General features: G+C 73.0%; 13 protein-coding genes. 3 read left to right on the forward strand and 10 right to left on the reverse strand.

Annotated features, from left to right (window positions below; all coding sequences use genetic code 11):
• Nucleotides 1–9: 9 nt before the first annotated feature.
• From JK359_RS34970 to JK359_RS34995, 6 genes are all read right to left on the reverse strand, one after another.
• Complete coding sequence (locus JK359_RS34970) at nucleotides 10–1,281, reverse strand: hypothetical protein (protein ID WP_201843662.1); 1,272 nt, start codon at nucleotides 1,279–1,281, stop codon at nucleotides 10–12.
• Between the two features lie 93 nt (nucleotides 1,282–1,374).
• Nucleotides 1,375–2,604, reverse strand: coding sequence for a putative hexosyltransferase (locus JK359_RS34975; RefSeq protein WP_201843663.1), 1,230 nt, complete (start codon nucleotides 2,602–2,604; stop codon nucleotides 1,375–1,377).
• A gap of 59 nt (nucleotides 2,605–2,663) precedes the next feature.
• A complete protein-coding gene (locus tag JK359_RS34980) occupies nucleotides 2,664–4,328 on the reverse strand; it encodes a glycosyltransferase family 2 protein (RefSeq protein ID WP_201843664.1) in 1,665 nt (554 codons plus the stop codon).
• A complete protein-coding gene (locus JK359_RS34985) occupies nucleotides 4,325–6,535 on the reverse strand; it encodes a CDP-glycerol glycerophosphotransferase family protein (RefSeq protein WP_201843665.1) in 2,211 nt (736 codons plus the stop codon). Before JK359_RS34985 ends, JK359_RS34980 begins: the two co-directional genes overlap by 4 nt.
• Before the next feature lie 103 nt (nucleotides 6,536–6,638).
• Complete coding sequence (locus tag JK359_RS34990; RefSeq protein WP_201843666.1) at nucleotides 6,639–7,526, reverse strand: ABC transporter ATP-binding protein; 888 nt, start codon at nucleotides 7,524–7,526, stop codon at nucleotides 6,639–6,641.
• Nucleotides 7,519–8,433: an ABC transporter permease gene (locus JK359_RS34995; protein ID WP_201843667.1), complete on the reverse strand. Its 915-nt coding sequence runs from the start codon at nucleotides 8,431–8,433 to the stop codon at nucleotides 7,519–7,521. Before JK359_RS34995 ends, JK359_RS34990 begins: the two co-directional genes overlap by 8 nt.
• A gap of 205 nt (nucleotides 8,434–8,638) precedes the next feature.
• Here JK359_RS34995 and JK359_RS35000 point away from each other — a divergent pair, with 205 nt between their 5' ends.
• On the forward strand, nucleotides 8,639–9,277 hold the full coding sequence (locus JK359_RS35000) for a TetR/AcrR family transcriptional regulator (protein WP_201843668.1): 639 nt from the start codon (nucleotides 8,639–8,641) through the stop codon (nucleotides 9,275–9,277).
• A gap of 239 nt (nucleotides 9,278–9,516) precedes the next feature.
• On the opposite strand, the gene galE is transcribed toward JK359_RS35000, so the two are convergent.
• The 3 genes from galE to JK359_RS35015 are packed head-to-tail and all read right to left on the reverse strand — an operon-like array spanning nucleotide 9,517 to nucleotide 13,512.
• Entirely contained in the window at nucleotides 9,517–10,497 is a 981-nt protein-coding gene (gene galE / locus JK359_RS35005) for a UDP-glucose 4-epimerase GalE (RefSeq protein WP_201843669.1), read from the reverse strand.
• Between the two features lie 17 nt (nucleotides 10,498–10,514).
• Nucleotides 10,515–12,197, reverse strand: a complete 1,683-nt coding sequence (locus JK359_RS35010) for a glycosyltransferase family 2 protein (RefSeq protein WP_201843670.1) — start codon at nucleotides 12,195–12,197, stop codon at nucleotides 10,515–10,517.
• A gap of 43 nt (nucleotides 12,198–12,240) precedes the next feature.
• Nucleotides 12,241–13,512 carry a glycosyltransferase 87 family protein gene (locus JK359_RS35015; protein WP_201843671.1) on the reverse strand — a complete coding sequence of 424 codons (1,272 nt, stop codon included), beginning with the start codon at nucleotides 13,510–13,512 and terminating at the stop codon, nucleotides 12,241–12,243.
• 153 nt (nucleotides 13,513–13,665) lie between these two features.
• On the opposite strand from JK359_RS35015, the gene JK359_RS35020 reads away from it, so the two are divergent.
• Nucleotides 13,666–15,237: a glycosyltransferase family 39 protein gene (locus tag JK359_RS35020; RefSeq protein WP_307788422.1), complete on the forward strand. Its 1,572-nt coding sequence runs from the start codon at nucleotides 13,666–13,668 to the stop codon at nucleotides 15,235–15,237.
• Here JK359_RS35020 and JK359_RS35025 read toward each other — a convergent pair.
• Entirely contained in the window at nucleotides 15,185–15,685 is a 501-nt protein-coding gene (locus JK359_RS35025) for a MarR family winged helix-turn-helix transcriptional regulator (protein ID WP_201843672.1), read from the reverse strand. The genes JK359_RS35020 and JK359_RS35025 overlap by 53 nt on opposite strands.
• A gap of 124 nt (nucleotides 15,686–15,809) precedes the next feature.
• Between JK359_RS35025 and JK359_RS35030 the strand changes: the two genes are divergently transcribed.
• On the forward strand, nucleotides 15,810–16,223 hold the full coding sequence (locus JK359_RS35030; RefSeq protein ID WP_201843673.1) for an organic hydroperoxide resistance protein: 414 nt from the start codon (nucleotides 15,810–15,812) through the stop codon (nucleotides 16,221–16,223).

The following is a 16,223-nucleotide window of genomic DNA, read 5'->3' on the forward strand; positions in this document are numbered from 1 at the left end:
CGGGACGGATCAGCGCACGCAGCGGGTGGGCCCGGCCGGTTCCCCGGCGGTGCCGGCGTCGCCGGGGGCGGCCGGTGCCGGGGCCGCGCGCCGCCAGAGCTGTTCGAGGGCGAGGGGCAGGCCGATCACGGGGATGAGCCAGACCTGGACGTAGAGCCGGTCCTGTTCCACGGCCAGCGGGTGCGCGGCCATGGTCGCGAATCCGGTCAGGCCCGTCGCCAGGACGCACAGGGCCACCGGTACCGAGCGCTTCCACAGGCCCCACGTGCCGCACGCGAGCAGGGTGAGCAGCAGCGGGGCGAGGGCCTCCTTCTGCAGCCACTGCCACCAGTAGTTGGCGTCGAGGCGGACGAGCGAGCGCCAGGGGTCGGCGACCTCGGGGCGGGTCCAGTGCAGGGTGAACACGTCCTGCAGCGAGTCGGTCATGCCGGGCAGCCGCAGCACCCTGCTGACCACGGCCGCGGCGAGCGTGCCGGCCGTGGAGAGCCCGGCGAGCACCCAGGTGCCGCGGTGCCGCGTACGCCGGACGAAGAGCAGGGCCGCGTACGCGGCTGCCGCCAGGAACGGCGCCACGATCAGGAAACTCGAGTACTTGACGGCGAACCCCAGGGCGAGAGCCCCGGTGAGGAGCAGGGCGCCCCGGGTGAGGCGGTTCTGCAGCAGCCAGACCGAGGCCAGCAGCAGGGCCGTCATCAGGGCGACCACCGGCCCCTCGGACAGGGGGCGGCCGCCCCACAGCGCGAGCGGTGTGACGTAGTACAGGACCTGGCCGAGCACGGCGGCCGGCGGCGGGGCGCGCAGGGCCCGCAGCAGCAGGTACACGAGGAATCCGGCGGCCGCCGTGAAGGCGAGCGCCACCGCGGTCAGGCCCGCCTTGGCGCCGAGGAGCGCCACCAACGGCGCGGCCATCAGCGGGTAGGCGGGCCGGGTGCGGAAGATGCGGTCGTACTCCGGGCCGCTCGGGGCGAGCCCGTCGCGGTACTTGGCCGCACAGCTGCGGCGGTACTCCGCCTCCCGGCCCGGCGCGCGGAACTTCGTCTGGTCCAGCAGCCGGTTGCGGTGCACGAGCCTCGCGGTGTCGGCGCAGTAGGCGGCCAGGGCCTTCTGCTGGGCCCGCCCGGGCGGGTCGCCGAGGAACTCGTAGGCCTCGCGGGCGTAGCGGTAGGAGTCGTTGGAGAACCGGGTCGCCGGGTAGGCGAAGACGTGCAGGACGAGGAAGATCACGGCGGCGAGCACGGGCAGCGCGCGCAGCCGGGCCGGGGCAGCCGTTCCGCCGTCCAATGACCTCTCCCGTCCGGTCGTCCGAGAACATGGGGTATCCGGGCAGTTCGTGACAACCCAGCATATAGATGGCGCTGTCCGGCGAACCGGGTGTCAGGGTGCCTGCCGGAAGAGGACGAGCAGGCCGGCGCCGTACCAGCCGGTGAACGCCGCGCCGCTCACGTACATCAGCCGGCGCACCGGCCGGCGGAGCCTGGCCAGGGACGGTGCGAGCAGCAGGAACAGGACCGGCAGGAACGGCAGCATGAAGCGCGGCTTGGAGAACGGCGCTCCGGAGACGCCCACCAGCAGCACCCAGGCGACCGCCACGAGCAGCACCAGGGGCCAGGGCACGCGCCGGTTCATGGCCAGGGCGACGACTCCGATGGCGACGGCGGCCATCGTCACGAGCACGGTCACGTACCGCATGTCGGGCGAGTGCGCCCCGATGGCATGGTCCAGGAAGTCGAGGGTGCCGACGCCGAAGTCGAAGGACTGCCCCCAGGCCTTCTGGGCCTCGAACCAGCCCGTGACGGAGCCGATCCTGCTGCCGAGGTAGAGCCAGCTGCCGATCAGGCCCAGCGGGGCGAGCACGGCCGCGGCCAGCGGACGCAGGCCGTCGCCGCGGGTGGCCAGCGCTGCGAGCCCCGTCAGGGCGACGACCGCGACGAGCACGCATGCGGTGGGGCGCACCGTCCCGGCCACCGCGCAGAGCAGCCCCGCCGTCACCCAGCTCCGGGCGAGCAGCGCCACCAGCGCCCACATCAGGACAGCGGTGAAGACGGCCTCGGAGTACGGGATCCAGAGCACGAACGCGTACGGCGAACAGGACCACAGGGCCACGCACACGTAGGCGGCGGGAGAACCGACGACGGCCCGCGCCAGCGTGTGCACCCCGCTCGCCGCGACGGCCCCGGCCATCCAGGAGATCAGCACTCCGGCGTAGGCGAAGGACAGACCCGTGATCAGGTGCAGTACGCGGATCAGCCCGGGGACGAAGGGGAAGAACGCGAGGGTGCTGTAGGCGGGCAGCCCGTCGGAACGGCGGGGGAGCCGGTCGGGGTAGCCGTGCTCGGCGACGGAGAGGTAGTTCGCCGAGTCCCAGCGGTGCAGCAGGTCCGTCACGGTGTGGCCGAGGTGCCGGTTGAGCAGCAGGAGGACGACGAACCCGACGACGGACAGCGTCAGGTGGAGCGCCACGGCCACGTACGTCTCACGCGGTACGAACGTGACGCGTACGGGGTGCCGGCGCGTCGCCGAGCGGAGCCGGGTCCGCCAGCCGCCCGGTGCACCTGAGGACGGCGTGGGACTGGTTGCGGCGGACGGAGGGACCAGTTGAGCCACGGGAACTCCCCGGTGGTGCTGTGCGGTACGACTGGCGGAAAAGTGCCCTGCGCCTGCTTTTACCTCAACAGGCTCGCCACCAGCCGCGCGGCGCTCCGTACCCGCGGCCGGGCCACCCTTCGGACCACCGGACGGGTCACCCGGGCGGTCACCCCCACCGGCTGCCAGCGGAGCTGGAGCCGGCCGGGGTTGCGGCCTTCCGGTTCGATGGTCAGCCGGTGGGGAGCGGCGCCGGAGCGGTAGTCGATGCGGGCCGTGCAGGTGGGGAAGGTCAGGGGTGCCAGCAGCAGCCCCGTGTGGGACAGGCCCTGCTGGTCCAGGCGGACCAGGGGGTGCCGTACGCCCTCGAAGCCCTGGAGGGGCAGCGGCGCGGTGGCCAGGTCGAGGCGGACGGTGCCCTCGAAGACGCCGGGGCGGACCGGGTCCAGGCGGAAGGGGACCGTCATCCGGCGCCGGCCGGGGGTCAGCAGCAGGCAGGCGCGCTGCGGGCCGACCGGCAGGCGCAGACCGGGGTCGTAGGTGCGGATCGCGAGGGTCAGGGACGCCCCTGGACCGGGTGTGAGTCCGGTGATCTCGTGGCGGAACTGGGCCGCGGGGAACGGCCGGGTGTCCAGCTCCAGCTCGGACAGGTCCAGTTCGCGGCGGGAGCGGTCCGTGGCCGGGACGCTGCCGCCCCAGTACGGGACGCCCGTCCCGTCGGTGGTCACCTGCCGTGGCGCCACCCCGTGCCCCAGGCCGCGTGCCGCCAGCTGCGCCTCGGCCGGGCGGCCGTCCCGCAGCAGCTCCAGCACCACCCGCTCGAGCCGCGGCAGCCGCTCGAACGCGCCGGGGGAGAGCGTGTCCAGGTACGGGTTCATGATGCCGGCGAAGGACGCCAGCCACTGCGGGTCCCGGTAGGGCAGGTCGCCGGCGTACATCCGGAAGTCGTGCTTGAGGAACTTGTAGTCCTTGTCCTCACGAAGTCCCGCGTGGCCGCTGCTCACCAGGAAGTCGTCGATCAGCCGCTGGACGTGCACCCGGTCGCGGACGTTGGCGATCTTGTGCCGCTGGTTGGAGATGGAGGCGGCGGCCGCCGCCGCGAACGGCTCGATGTACCAGACGTACACCGGGTCCGGGATGATCGTGAACGCCGTGGCCAGGCAGTACGCCTGGGCCGAGAACAGCTGGTCCTCGTAGTGGATGCCCTCGGGGAAGCGGAGCCGGTGGCGGTCCAGGAAGGCGCGGGCGTACATCTTGCTCGTCGACAGGTGCTCGAAGAGCAGCCGGGGGTCCGCCTCGATGCCCTCGACCGTGCGGCGCCGGGTGACCAGGTGCGGCATCCAGGTCGAGCGGCGCCCGTTGTCCACCCGGACCCGGCGCACCGCGCCCATGGTGAAGTCCACCTCCCGTTCCCGGTGGGCCGCGAGCAGCAGCTCGACCGCCCGCGGCGGGAGTTCGTCGTCGCTGTCCAGGAACATCAGGTAGGGCGCCCGGGCGATCTCGATGGCCCGGTTGCGCGGGGCGCTGCACCCGCCGCTGTTCTGCGGCAGGCGTACGCAGCGGATGCGGTGGTCCCGCGCCGCCAACGCCCGGGCCACGGCCGGGGTGTCGTCGGTCGAGTGGTCGTCGCTGATGACGATCTCGATGTTCGCGTGCGTCTGCGCGCGCAGCGAATCGACGGCGCGGGGGAGACGCTCCGCGTCGTTGTAGACGATGACCGTGACCGTGACGTCGGGACGCGTCATGCAGCGGCCTCCTCGGGGGTCGGGGCGGGGGTGCGGTCCTCGACGGGGAGGACCGGCGGCAGCGACTCCTCCGGTTCGCCCAGGAACACCCGCCGTACCACCCGTTCGGCGGCACGCCCGTCGTCGTACTCGCAGAACCGGCGCCGGAACGCGGCCCGCGCCTTGGCCGCGTTCTCGTCGCGCCAGGCCCCGGAGAGGAAGATCTCGGCGAGTTCCTCCTGGGTGCGGGCGACCTGGCCGGGGTGTTCGGCCATCAGGTCGAAGTAGACGCCCCGGGTGGTGCGGTAGGTCTCCCAGTCGTCGGCGTAGACGACGATCGGGCGGTCCAGGTTGGCGTAGTCGAACATGATCGACGAGTAGTCCGTGACCAGCGCGTCCGCGGCCAGGCACAGCTCCTCGACGGGGTCGTACGAGGAGACGTCGATGATCCGGCCCGAGCGGCGCAGTCCGGTCAGCGGGGAGGCGGCCCCACCGTAGAAGTAGTGGGCGCGGACCAGGAGGACCGTGTCCTCGCCGAGGCGGTCGGCGAGGGCGGCGAGGTCGAGGCGGGGGGTGAAGCCGGCCTCGTAGTCGCGGTGGGTGGGGGCGTACAGGACGGCCGTTCGGCCGGGGGCGATGCCGAGGCGTTCGCGGGCCGCGCGCACCCCCTGGGCATCGCAGGCGTAGAAGACGTCGTTGCGCGGATAGCCGTGGTCGAGCGAGGTGTAGCGGGCCGGGTAGGCGCGCTCCCACATCCGGGTGGAGTGGCTGTTGGCGCTGACGCTGTAGTCCCACCTGTCGATGCGGGCCAGCAGGGCGGCGAAGTCCAGGCCCTTGGCGGCGGCCGGATGGTCCATCTGGTCCATGCCCATGCGCTTGAGCGGGGTGCCGTGATGGGTCTGGAGGTGGATCTGGCCGGGGCGTTTGACCACCGCGTTGGGGAAGTTGACGTTGTTCGTCAGGTAGGTGGCGGTGGCCAGCGTCTCCCAGTAGCGGCGGGTGCCGGGGACGACGTGGTCGGTGCCGGGCGGGAGCAGGGCCGCGTTCGCCTTGTTCACCACCCATACCTGACGGATGTGCGGGGCGAGTTCGGCGAGCTTCGCGGCGATCGCGGCGGGGTTGCAGGCCACGCCGCGGTCCCAGTAGGCGGCGAACACGGCGAGGTCCGGGTCCAGCGGGCGGTTCAGGGCGCGCCGGTACTGGTGGTCGCGGACCTTCGCGCTCAGCCGCCGCTTGCGGGTGCGTACGGCCTTGCGGGCGGTGCGGCGGGCCCGGTTGGCGGCCTGGAACGCCCGGTACTTCGTGTACGCGCCCTCCTCCAGCAGCCCCTGCCGTACGCCCTCCAGGCCGGCCGGCCGCCGGTGGCCCGCGGGGCGCCAGCGGACCGTGGCCAGTGAGGCGCGGCGGAAGAACTCCCGGGCCACCGGGTCGGGCAGGTCCTCGCGGGCGAAGGTGCGCAGCAGGTCACGCACCATCAGGTCGTACAGCACCACGCGGGCGGCCCGGCGGCCCCGGGTGAGCGGCAGCAGGGACTCGTAGCGGTCGATGAGGGCGAGCCGGTCCTCGGGCGCGCGGGGCGGCAGACTCTCCGGGCGCAGTACGCGGTCCTCGTAGGCCACCTGGTTCAGGCAGGCGACGCGGCCGGCGTGCAGCAGGGCCGCGTGGGCGGCGCGCGGTTCGTCGTCGGTGGTGAGCTGCTCCTCGTGCGCCCGCCAGAACTCGGCGCGCAGGACGCGGTTGCCGAGCAGCGGGGCGAGCCGCAGCAGGTCGGCGGCCCCGTCCAGGGCACGGCCGGCGCGGCCGACGGCGGCGAGCCGGCGGCCGTCCCGGGAGGGGGCGGCGGCGGTCTGCCAGGTGGTGGTGACGTGGTCGAACAGGAGTACGTCGACCGGGTGCGGGGTGTCCGTGGCGTCCAGTTCGGCGGTCCGCTCGGCGATCAGGCGGGGCGCGCCGGCCGGCAGGCCGTCCTTGGCGTGCACGAAGTGCAGCCAGCGGCCGGACGCGCGGGCGGCACCGGCCGCGCGGGCCACGGGGTCCCGGGTGCCGTCCGGAAGGGGGACGACGACGAACTCCGGGGCGTGCCGCCCTGCCGCCTCCCGCGCCCAGTCGCCGACCGCGGCGACGATCACCTCGGCGTCGGTGAGGGGATGCGCCGCCAGGGAGTCCAGCAGCTCGGTCAGACGCCCCTGTGCGTTCGGCCCGTAGACGATCACGCTCAGCTGGGGCATCGCGGCGGACTCCTTCGGCTCGTCGTCTCCGGGCAATCCTTTCATAACATACTGTGACTAACAGGGTGAAAGGGATGGATGCGTTCGGAGTACGACGCCCCGGTCAGGAGGGAAGAGGTACTTTCGCCCCGCCCTGGTTGCCCGCGGCCGGTGCCTCCGCCGCAGGGGCCGGCTTCTTCGCGGCGGGCTTCTTCGGGGCCGGCTTCTTGTCGCCGGTGAAGGCCTCGTACTCCTTCATGACCTCATCCGTCGGCCCGTCCATGCGCAGCTCGCCGCGCTCCAGCCACAGCACCCGCTCACAGGTGTCGCGGATCGACTTGTTGTTGTGGCTGACCAGGAAGACCGTGCCCGCGTGCTGACGCAGTTCGCGGATCCGCGCCTCGGAACGCTTCTGGAAGGAACGGTCACCGGTGGCCAGCGCCTCGTCGATCAGCAGGACGTCGTGGTCCTTGGCCGCGGCGATGGAGAACCGCAGCCGGGCGGCCATGCCGGAGGAGTACGTGCGCATCGGCAGCGTGATGAAGTCGCCCTTCTCGTTGATCCCCGAGAAGTCGACGATGTCCTGGTAGCGCTCCTTGATCTGCTCCCGGGACATGCCCATGGCGAGGCCGCCGAGGAACACGTTGCGCTCACCCGTGAGGTCGTTCATCAGGGCCGCGTTGACGCCCAGCAGGGACGGCTGGCCGTCGGTGTAGATGTGCCCGCTCTCCACCGGGAGCAGCCCGGCGACCGCCTTGAGCAGCGTCGACTTGCCGGAGCCGTTGGTGCCGATGAGCCCGATCGCCTCGCCCTTGTAGGCGACGAACGAAACCTTCTTCACCGCGTGCACCGTGCGCACGCCGGCCGCCTTCTCGGCCTGCTTGCGGCGCAGGATGCGGTTGAGGGCCGCGGTGGCCGTGCCGCGGCCCGCGCCGGTGCCGTTGACCCGGTAGACGATGTCGACGTCGTCGGCGACGACGGTGGGGACCTTCTCTTGGGTGTGCTCAGCCACGGCCGTACGTCTCCTCAGCCTTCCAGAAGTAGATGAAGCCGCCGACACCGGCGAGCAGGGCCCAGCCGGTGGCCACCGCCCACACGTGCGGGGGCAGCGACCCGGCGTGGAAGCTGTCGATCAGCGCGAACCGCATCAGGTCGATGTAGACGGCGGCCGGGTTGAGCTGGAGCGCGACGGTCACCACGTGCGGCAGCTTGTCGTGCCCGGCGATCTTGTCGATGCTCCACATCACACCGGACGTGTACATCCAGGTGCGCAGCACGAAGGGCATCAGCTGGGCGATGTCCGGGGTCTTGGCGCCCATCCGCGCCATGACCATGGACACCCCGGCGTTGAAGGTGAACTGGAGCACCAGGGCCGGGACGGCCAGCACCCAGGAGAGGGAGACCGGCACGCCGAAGACGAGCAGGATGACGACCAGCGCGGCCATCGAGAACAGCAGCTGCTGGAGCTGCTGGAGCGCGAACGAGATCGGCAGGGCGGCGCGCGGGAAGTGCAGGGCGCGGACCAGGCCGAGGTTGCCGGAGATCGCGCGCGTGCCGGCCATGATCGAACTCTGCGTGAACGTCCAGATGAACACGCCCGTCACCAGGAAGGGCACGTAGTCCGGCACGTTGTGCTTGGTGTTGAGCAGCACACCGAAGATGAAGTAGTACACCGCGGCGTTCAGCAGCGGGGTCATGACCTGCCAGACCTGACCGAGCTTCGCCTGGCTGTACTGCGCGGTGAGCTTGGCGGTGGAGAAGGCGGCGATGAAGTGGCGCCTGGCCCACAACTGGCGGACGTACTCCGGCAGGGTGGGGCGGGCGCCGCTGACCGACAGCCCGTGCCGTGCGGCCAGCGCCGCGAGGTCGTCGTCGGCCGGGGCCCGCGTCGGGGGCGGTGTGTGGAGGACCTGGCTCACATCCGCTGCTTTCGCTCGGGGGGAGGGGGGTGCTGCGTCCGGCTGTCGCCGGGACCGCCGTGTCCGTGCCCGTCGCCCGGCGTTTCCTTACGCTTCTCTTCACGTTCTCTTACGTCGGGACGGGACCGTATCGTCGCAACGTGAGGTTAGGCCCAACCGACGTCGGAACGCAACCGTTTCGTCGTAACGCCCTATGCTGTGCGGTATGACGACGAACGCCGCCGGGTCCGCCGACGAGCCGCCGGCGCGCCCACGCCGCCGGGCCCCCGCCGGGGCCGCCGTGCTCCGGGAGGACGTGACCGAGGCCATCCGGGCGGCCGTCTTCGGGGAACTGGCGGCCGTCGGGTACGCACGCATGTCCATCGAGGGGATCGCGCGGCGGGCCGGGGTCGGCAAGACGGCGGTGTACCGGCGCTGGCGTTCGAAACTCCACCTGGTCCTGGACGTCGTCTCAGCGATGGCCGTGACGGGCTTCCCGGTCCCCGACACCGGCTCCCTCGAGGGCGACCTGCGCCTCCTCTACGAGGTGACGTCCCGCGCCCTGCGCCACCCCGTCGCGTCCCAGATCATCCCCGACCTCCAGGCCGAGGCCGCGCGCAACCCGGAGATCGCCGAGGCCTTCCAGAAGGCGCTGCGGGACGGGCAGGAAGGGGTGGCCAGCAAGGTCGTGGCGGCGGCGGAGAAGCGGGGGGAACTGCGGCCGGGGGTGGATCCCGACCTCGCCCTGGACCTGATCTCGGGTCCCCTGTACTGGCGCTCGGTGGTCACCCGCTCACCGAAGCTCCCGAAGTCCTACCTGGAAAACCTGGCACGAGCCACGGCGGCAGCACTCAGAGCCCTCTGAGCGGCGCCGACCCCCAACTCCCCAGCGGCCCGGGGAACTCCGCGAGCCCCGGAGCCGCCCGAGCCCCAACCCTCCCGTGGGCGCGGGGAACTCCGCCAGCCCTGTGAGCTGCCCTGAGCCCCAACCGGCCTGAGGGGCGCGGGGAACAGCGCGACCAGCGCGCAGCGCACCCGCAGCCGCACCCGGCCACGCACCCCAGCACGACGGCGAGCCCCCACGGCCCCGCTCCAACGGCGGCCCTACGACCGCGCGGCCTCCGGATGCATCCGCACCCACCCCTCCCACGCCGACGTGATCATGTCCTGGACGTCATGCTTGGCGTGCCAGCCCAGTTCCGTCGTGATGCGGTCGGCCGCGGCGACGACGCGGGCCGGGTCGCCGGGACGGCGCGGGGTGACGGTCGGCGGACGGTCGTACCCGGTGACCGCGTTGATGCGGTCGATCATCTCGCGCACGGACACGCCCTCCCCGCGCCCGATGTTCAGGGTGAGGTCCGTGCCGGGGGAGGACTGGAGCGCGCGGGCGACGGTGACGTGGGCCTCGGCCAGGTCGACCACGTGGATGTAGTCGCGGACGCAGGTGCCGTCGGGGGTCGGGTAGTCGTCGCCGAAGATGCGCGGCGCGGCGCCCTCGGTGAGCCGTTCGAAGACCATCGGGATCAGGTTGGACACGCCGGTGTCGGCGAGTTCCGGGGTTGCCGCGCCCGCCACGTTGAAGTAGCGCAGGGACGCCGTGGCGAGGCCGGTCGCCCGCCTGACCGCGCGGACCAGCCACTCCCCGGCCAGCTTGGTCTCGCCGTACGGGGACAGCGGCAGACAGGGCGTCTCCTCCGTCACGAGGTCGACGTCCGGCATGCCGTAGACGGCGGCGGACGAGGAGAACAGGAACGACGGGACCTCCGCCGAGACCACCGCCTCCAGGAGGATCCGCAGGCCCTCCACGTTCTCCTGGTAGTAGCGCAGCGGGCTGTCCACCGACTCGCCCACCTGCTTCTTCGCCGCCAGATGGACGACCCCGGTGACCTCGTGCTCGGCGAGGGCCCGGGCCAGCCGGTCCGCGTCCAGGATCGAGCCGCGCACCAGCGGCACCTCGGCCGGTACCCGCTCGGCGATGCCGGTGGACAGGTCGTCGTAGACGACCGCGCGCTCACCCGCCTCCGTCATCGCGCGGACGACGTGTGCCCCGATGTATCCGGCACCGCCGGTGATCAGCCAGGTCATGTGCGGCCGTCCCCTCGTCAGCTCGTCGGTTGGCCCGTGTCCCAGTGAAGCAAGCGGCGGAACCGGCCACGGGCCACCCCCAGCACTCCGCGCGCACCGGTCGCCACGCGCACCGCCAGTGCGCCGGAGTGAGTGGCGTGCGGATGCGCCAGGAGTACGCCGTACCGGGCGCTCGGGACGGCGCACCGGCGCAGCCGGCCGGCGCCCGTCAGGGCGTGCGCCGTGACCTCGCGCTCCGCACCGTTCGCGAACCGCAAGGTCAGCCGCAGGTCCCAGGTCTCGTCGCCGAGCGCGCCGAGGTCGACGGGCAGCTCGGCCGACCAGGTGCCCGCGCCGGAGGGCGTGAGGGGCGTCGTCGAGCGCCCGCGCGTGCAGCCGTCCGCCCGCGCCTGCCAGACCACGTCCACCTCGCGCGGGCCCGCCTCGGCCGCCCTCCCGTACAGCTCGTGCAGCCGAAGACGCAGCAGCGAGGCACGTGCGCGTGGGCGCAGTTCCGCGTCCACCGTGAGGGGGAGCGCGGAGACGGGCCGGGTCAGGAGCGCGGCCAGGGAGACCTGGGGGAGGTCGGGGGCCCAGACGGGGACGCCCTCGGCGGTGCGGGCGTAGGGCGGCAGCAGCCGGGCCGGGCGGGCGGCGAGTTCGCGCAGGCGGAGCAGGTCACGGGGTTCGGGGGAGGCCAGGACGACCCGGGCGAGCAGGCGGCCCGGGGCGGCGGGGTTCCGCTCCCAGTCGGCCGCGTCGTAGCGGCCGAGGTACTCCTGGGTGCGCGTCCACCAGGCGCGCCGGTAGTGGGCGTCGCGCAACTCCAGCTCGCGCGCGTACATGCGCACCTCGTGGTCGAGGAACTTGGCGCGTGCCGCCCGCGCCAGCTCCTTCTGCCCCGCGCCCAGCAGGATGTCGTACGCCAGCCCGCTCGCCTCGACACGCGCCGTCCAGTTGTCGATGTGCGCCCGGTCCAGCGAGAGCGACAGTTCCCCGGCCGTCCGGCGCACCTGCCACACGTACACCCGGTCCGGTACGAGCGCGATGCGCGGGCTCGCGGCCAGTACCCGCGCGGTGAACACGAAGTCCTCGTAGAGGAAGCGGCCCTCGGGGAAGCGGATGCGGTGCTCGCGCAGGAAGTCGGTGCGGTACAGCTTGTTGACGCACAGCGTGTCGTGGACCAGCCGGGGACGGCGGGAGGGGTGCGCGAGCACGGCCGGCGCCGCGTAGAGGGCCCCCTGCCAGGGCTGTTCCCGGCCCGCGGGCAGCTCACGGCGCACGCACAGCCCGCTCGCGACCTCGGCGTGCGCCTCCCGGGCCGCCGCCAGGAGCGCGTCCACCGCGCCGGGCGGCAGCACGTCGTCGCTGTCCAGGAACATCACGTACGCGGCCGTCGTCGCATCCGTCCCGGCGTTGCGCGGGCTGCCGCAGCCGCCGCTGTTCACGTCCCGGCGCACCACTCGCAGCCGCGGCTCGCGACCGGCCAGCCGGGCCAGCAGCTCGGCGCTGCCGTCGGTGGAGCAGTCGTCCACGGCGATCACCTCGCCGACGGCGGGCCCCTGCGCCAGCGCCGAGCGCACGGCCTCGCCCACGTGGGCGCGGTCGTTGTAGCCGATGACGACGACGGCGACCTCACCGGCCGCAGCCGGAGCCGAAGCCGGAGCCGAAGCGGGAGCCGGTGTCGGTGCGGGGTGCGGGTCTCGCGGTTCAGGGTGCATGGATTCCACGGGCCGGAGGCATTGAAATGTGCGGTATACCCCGTTAAGGGACGCTTAGTACTCGATCCGGAAGACGGTCCGCACCGGGACGGGGTTCCGTCACCGCCGCGGTCTTCCCGGCCGGCGGCCGCGCGGCCCGCCACAGCCGCAGGAAGGACAGCACCGCGGCGGCCGTCAGCAGCCCGTTGCGGGCCAGCATCAGCAGGCAGCCGGCCCAGGTGCCGTCGACGACCTCGCGGTAGCACATCGGGAACGCCACCGTGCTCAGTGCGGACGCCGTCAGGACGAGCACCGCCACGGGCCGCTGGCTGGTGTGCCGCGAGGTCAGGCACACGGCGGCGAGCCCGATCAGCCAGATCATGTACTGCGGGCTGATGACCCGGCTGGTGACCGTGAACAGCAGCACCGCGCTCAGGGCCGCGTCGTACGGCGTGGCCTCGCTCCAGTGCCGCGCGCGCAGCCGCCACAGCAGCAGCAGTCCGAGGGCGAGCGCGGTGAGCCCGAGGAAGACGCCGGCGACGGCCTGCACGTGCGGGCCTACGAGTTCGATCGCGCCGTACTGGTAGCGCGTGCGCCCGGACCAGCCGGCGTGCCGGGCCAGGCTGAGTGCCGTACCGCCGAGCGATTCGATCTGCACGCCCCGGCCGCCCTGTTCCCGCAGGAAGGACAGCGGGTGGGTGAAGAAGGCCGCGAGCAGCGCGAGACCCGCGGCCCCAGCGCCCGCCGCCCAGGCCCACGCCGTGCGGGTCGTCCGCCCCCGGGGCGTGCCCAGCAGGACCAGGGCCGGCCACACCTTCACCAGGCCGCCCAGCGCACCGAGCACACCGCCCGCGCGCGGGAACCGTCCCGACGCGAGCAGGGACAGCACGGCCAGGGCGGTGACCTGGACGTCGTAGCGGGCGAGCGGCAGTTGCAGCAGCAGCGGCAGACCGCCGGTCCACACGGCCGCGCCGAGCAGGCTCCGCCCGCTCCGGGTGCCCGCACGGACCAGCGCCGCCGCGGTCAGCGCGTCCACGGCCAGCGTGAGCAGCACGAACGCCTCGAAGTACGTCAGTCCCGGCAGCAGCCCCGGCGCCAGCAGCACCGCGCCCGCGCCCGGCGGGTACTGCCACAGCGTGTCGTGCACCGGGAAGGAGCCGTGGGCGAGGACGCCGTACCAGTGGAAGTAGAGCCGCCACACCTCCCGGGTCACCGAGCCGCTGCCCAGCAGCCGGGCGCTGTTGTGTTCGAGCAGCCACAGCATCACGGCCCGGGTGACGAGCCACAGGGAGGTGACGGCGAGGACCGGGCCGGAGGTGACACGGAGACGGTTCATCACATGGGAGCCTAAGCGGTGCGGATGGTGTATCCATGCTGATACGCCGTCAACGGCCGCAAATATTGGCTAATCGCAAGAGATCGGGCCATGGTGAACGTCGGGCTTCCTGCGAAACCGCAGCCGCGTCGGGCGGCTGGAGCGACCACTGCCGTGCCGACCGGTGCAACGAGCCGGGCACCGCAACGGGTACCGGAATGCACCCCGGTGCGGCTGGGCCGGGCCGTCGCCGTGGGCGTGCCCGCGCTGGTGATGCTGCTGCTCGGGCTCTGGGGGCTCGACCGGGGCGGCATGTGGCGTGACGAGGCGGTCAGTTATCAGGTCGGGCGGCGTACGGTGCCGCAGATCTGGCGGCTGCTGCACGAGGTCGACGCGGTGCACGGCGTGTACTACCTCTTCCTGCACGCCGTCCTGGCCGTCCACCCCGGCGAGGTCGTCCTGCGGCTGCCGTCGGTGTGCGCGGCGGCCGTCACGGCGGGTCTGGTGGCCGCACTCGGCACGCGGCTGGCCCGGCCGCGGGTCGGGCTGTGGGCGGGTCTGCTGTACGCCGTGACGCCGATGGCCGGTCACTACGCCCAGGAGGGCCGCTCGTACGCACTCGTCGCGGCCGGCGCCACGGGTGCGACCCTGCTGTTCGTGCGGGCCGTCGAAGGGGGCTCCTGGTGGCCCTACGGCGCGCTCCTCGGCGCCACCTGCTGGCTGCACGAGTTCGCGGTCCTGCTGCTCCTCGCCCACGCGGCGTCGCTGGCGCTCGCCCGGGCCGGGGCGCGGGTGTGGCGGGGGTGGGGGTGTGCGGCGGGGGCGGTCGTCGTCGGGCTGCTTCCGATGGCGCTGGTGTCGCGGGGGCAGTCGGCGCAGGTGGCCTGGCTGAAGCCGCCGACCACGGACACCGCGGAACACCTGCTGCGGGTGTTCCTCGGCCCGACGGACGGGGTGTACCGGGTGTGTCTCGGGCTGGCTCTGCTGGGCCTGTTGGGGCTCGTGGGGCGGCGGGGGGAGGTCACGTGCGCGGGGGTGGGACTGCCGTTGGCGGTGCTGCCGCCGGTGGCACTGATGCTGGCCTCGCAGGTGTCGCCGCTGTACGTCGACCGGTACGTGCTGTACGCGCTGTCGGGGGCACCGCTGGTGGTGGCGGCCGGGGCCGAGCGGGCGGCCGGGCTGATGGGGCGGGTGGCGGTGCGGCCCCGTGCGCGAGCCCCCTACCTCACCCTCACCGGCGTACTCGCCCTCGCCCTCTCGCTCCTCCACCAGTTCCCCGTTCTGCACAAGGACCGGGACCCCGGGCGGCGGGCCGATGATCTCGCCGCCGTCTCCCGGGTGGCCGGGCGGGAGCTGCGGCCCGGGGACGCCGTGGTGTTCCTGCCGGTGCAGTTGCGGAACGTGGCGCTGACGTATCCCCGCGCCTTCCGCGGTGTGCGGGACGTGGCCCTGGTGGCCGGGGCGGCCGGGTCCGGGACGCTGTACGGGCGCGAGGCCGGACCGGGCGAGGTGCGCCGGAGGCTGGCGCGGCTGGACCGGGTCTGGGTCGTGGCGGACCGCAAGCTCCTGGCCGGCCGCCGGGCCCCGCGCAACCCCGTCGAGCGGGCGAAGTACGCCGTCCTGCAGCAGGAGTTCACCGGCCGTGAGCAAAAGGTGCGGCACGGGGTGACCGTACGGCTCTACGTCCGCCCGGTCAGCGCCCGCCCCGCGCCTCCGCCCGCGCCGCCGCGTCCAGAGCGGTGGTGAGCTGGTCGAGCCGGGCGCGCAGCTCGACGATCTCGTCCAGGGCGAAGCCGGTCGCCGTCATGATCCGGCGCGGCACCTCCAGGGCCCGCTCGCGCAGCGCCACGCCCTCCCCGGTGAGGTGGACCCGCACCGACCGCTCGTCCTCGGCGCTCCGCTCGCGCCGTACGAGGCCGGCCCCTTCCAGCCGCTTGACCAGCGGGGACAGCGTGCCGGAGTCGAGTCGCAGCTCCTCGCCGAGCCGCTTGACGGGCAGGTCGCCCTGCTCCCAGAGCACGAGCATCACCAGGTACTGCGGGTAGGTGAGCCCGAGGTCCTTGAGGATCACGCGGTAGACGCCGTTGAAGGCGCGGGACGCGGCGTGCAGCGAGAAGCAGATCTGGCGGTCCAGGCGGAGCCAGTCCGCGTCGGGGGCGTCGGCGGCGTCGGAGGTGGTGGGCGTGGCGGTCATGGCTCCAGCGTAGCTCTTGCAAGCCATTTAGTTGTGCACAACTAAATTGTGTGCTTTACTTGTGGTCGTACGGCGGCCGGGACAGGCGCCGCCGGAACACCGACTTCGTCAAGGGATGGTCTTCATGGACGCGCTCTACACCGCCGTCGCCACCGCCACCCACGGCCGCGAGGGCCGTGCCGTCTCCTCCGACGGCAAGATCGACCTCAAGCTGGCCCCGCCGGTGGAGATGGGCGGCAACGGGGAGGGCACCAACCCGGAGCAGCTCTTCGCCGCCGGATACGCCGCCTGCTTCGGCAGCGCCCTCGGCCTCGTCGGCCGGCAGGCCAAGGTGGACGTCAGCCAGGCGGCCGTGACCGCCGAGGTCGGCATCGGCAGGCAGGGCGAGGGCTTCGGTCTCCAGGTGGTCCTGCGGATCGAGCTGCCCGACACCGTGGACGAGGAGACCGGCCGCAAGCTGGTCGAGACCGCCCACCAGGTCTGCCCGTACTCCAACGCCACCCGCGGCAACATCGAGGTCGACCTCGTCATCGAGTAG

The organism is Streptomyces actinomycinicus (assembly GCF_016741775.1).
Lineage (GTDB): Bacteria > Actinomycetota > Actinomycetes > Streptomycetales > Streptomycetaceae > Streptomyces > Streptomyces actinomycinicus.

Bases quoted from the DNA above. Each gene is read 5' to 3' on its own strand.
- JK359_RS35000 (WP_201843668.1), top strand. From the start codon at position 8,639: ATGACGACGAACGCCGCCGGGTCCGCCGACGAGCCGCCGGCGCGCCCA.
- JK359_RS35030 (WP_201843673.1), top strand. From the start codon at position 15,810: ATGGACGCGCTCTACACCGCCGTCGCCACCGCCACCCACGGCCGCGAG.
- JK359_RS35025 (WP_201843672.1), bottom strand. From the start codon at position 15,685: ATGACCGCCACGCCCACCACCTCCGACGCCGCCGACGCCCCCGACGCG.
- JK359_RS34980 (WP_201843664.1), bottom strand. From the start codon at position 4,328: ATGACGCGTCCCGACGTCACGGTCACGGTCATCGTCTACAACGACGCG.
- JK359_RS34985 (WP_201843665.1), bottom strand. From the start codon at position 6,535: ATGCCCCAGCTGAGCGTGATCGTCTACGGGCCGAACGCACAGGGGCGT.
- galE (WP_201843669.1), bottom strand. From the start codon at position 10,497: ATGACCTGGCTGATCACCGGCGGTGCCGGATACATCGGGGCACACGTC.
- JK359_RS35010 (WP_201843670.1), bottom strand. From the start codon at position 12,197: ATGCACCCTGAACCGCGAGACCCGCACCCCGCACCGACACCGGCTCCC.
- JK359_RS35015 (WP_201843671.1), bottom strand. From the start codon at position 13,512: ATGAACCGTCTCCGTGTCACCTCCGGCCCGGTCCTCGCCGTCACCTCC.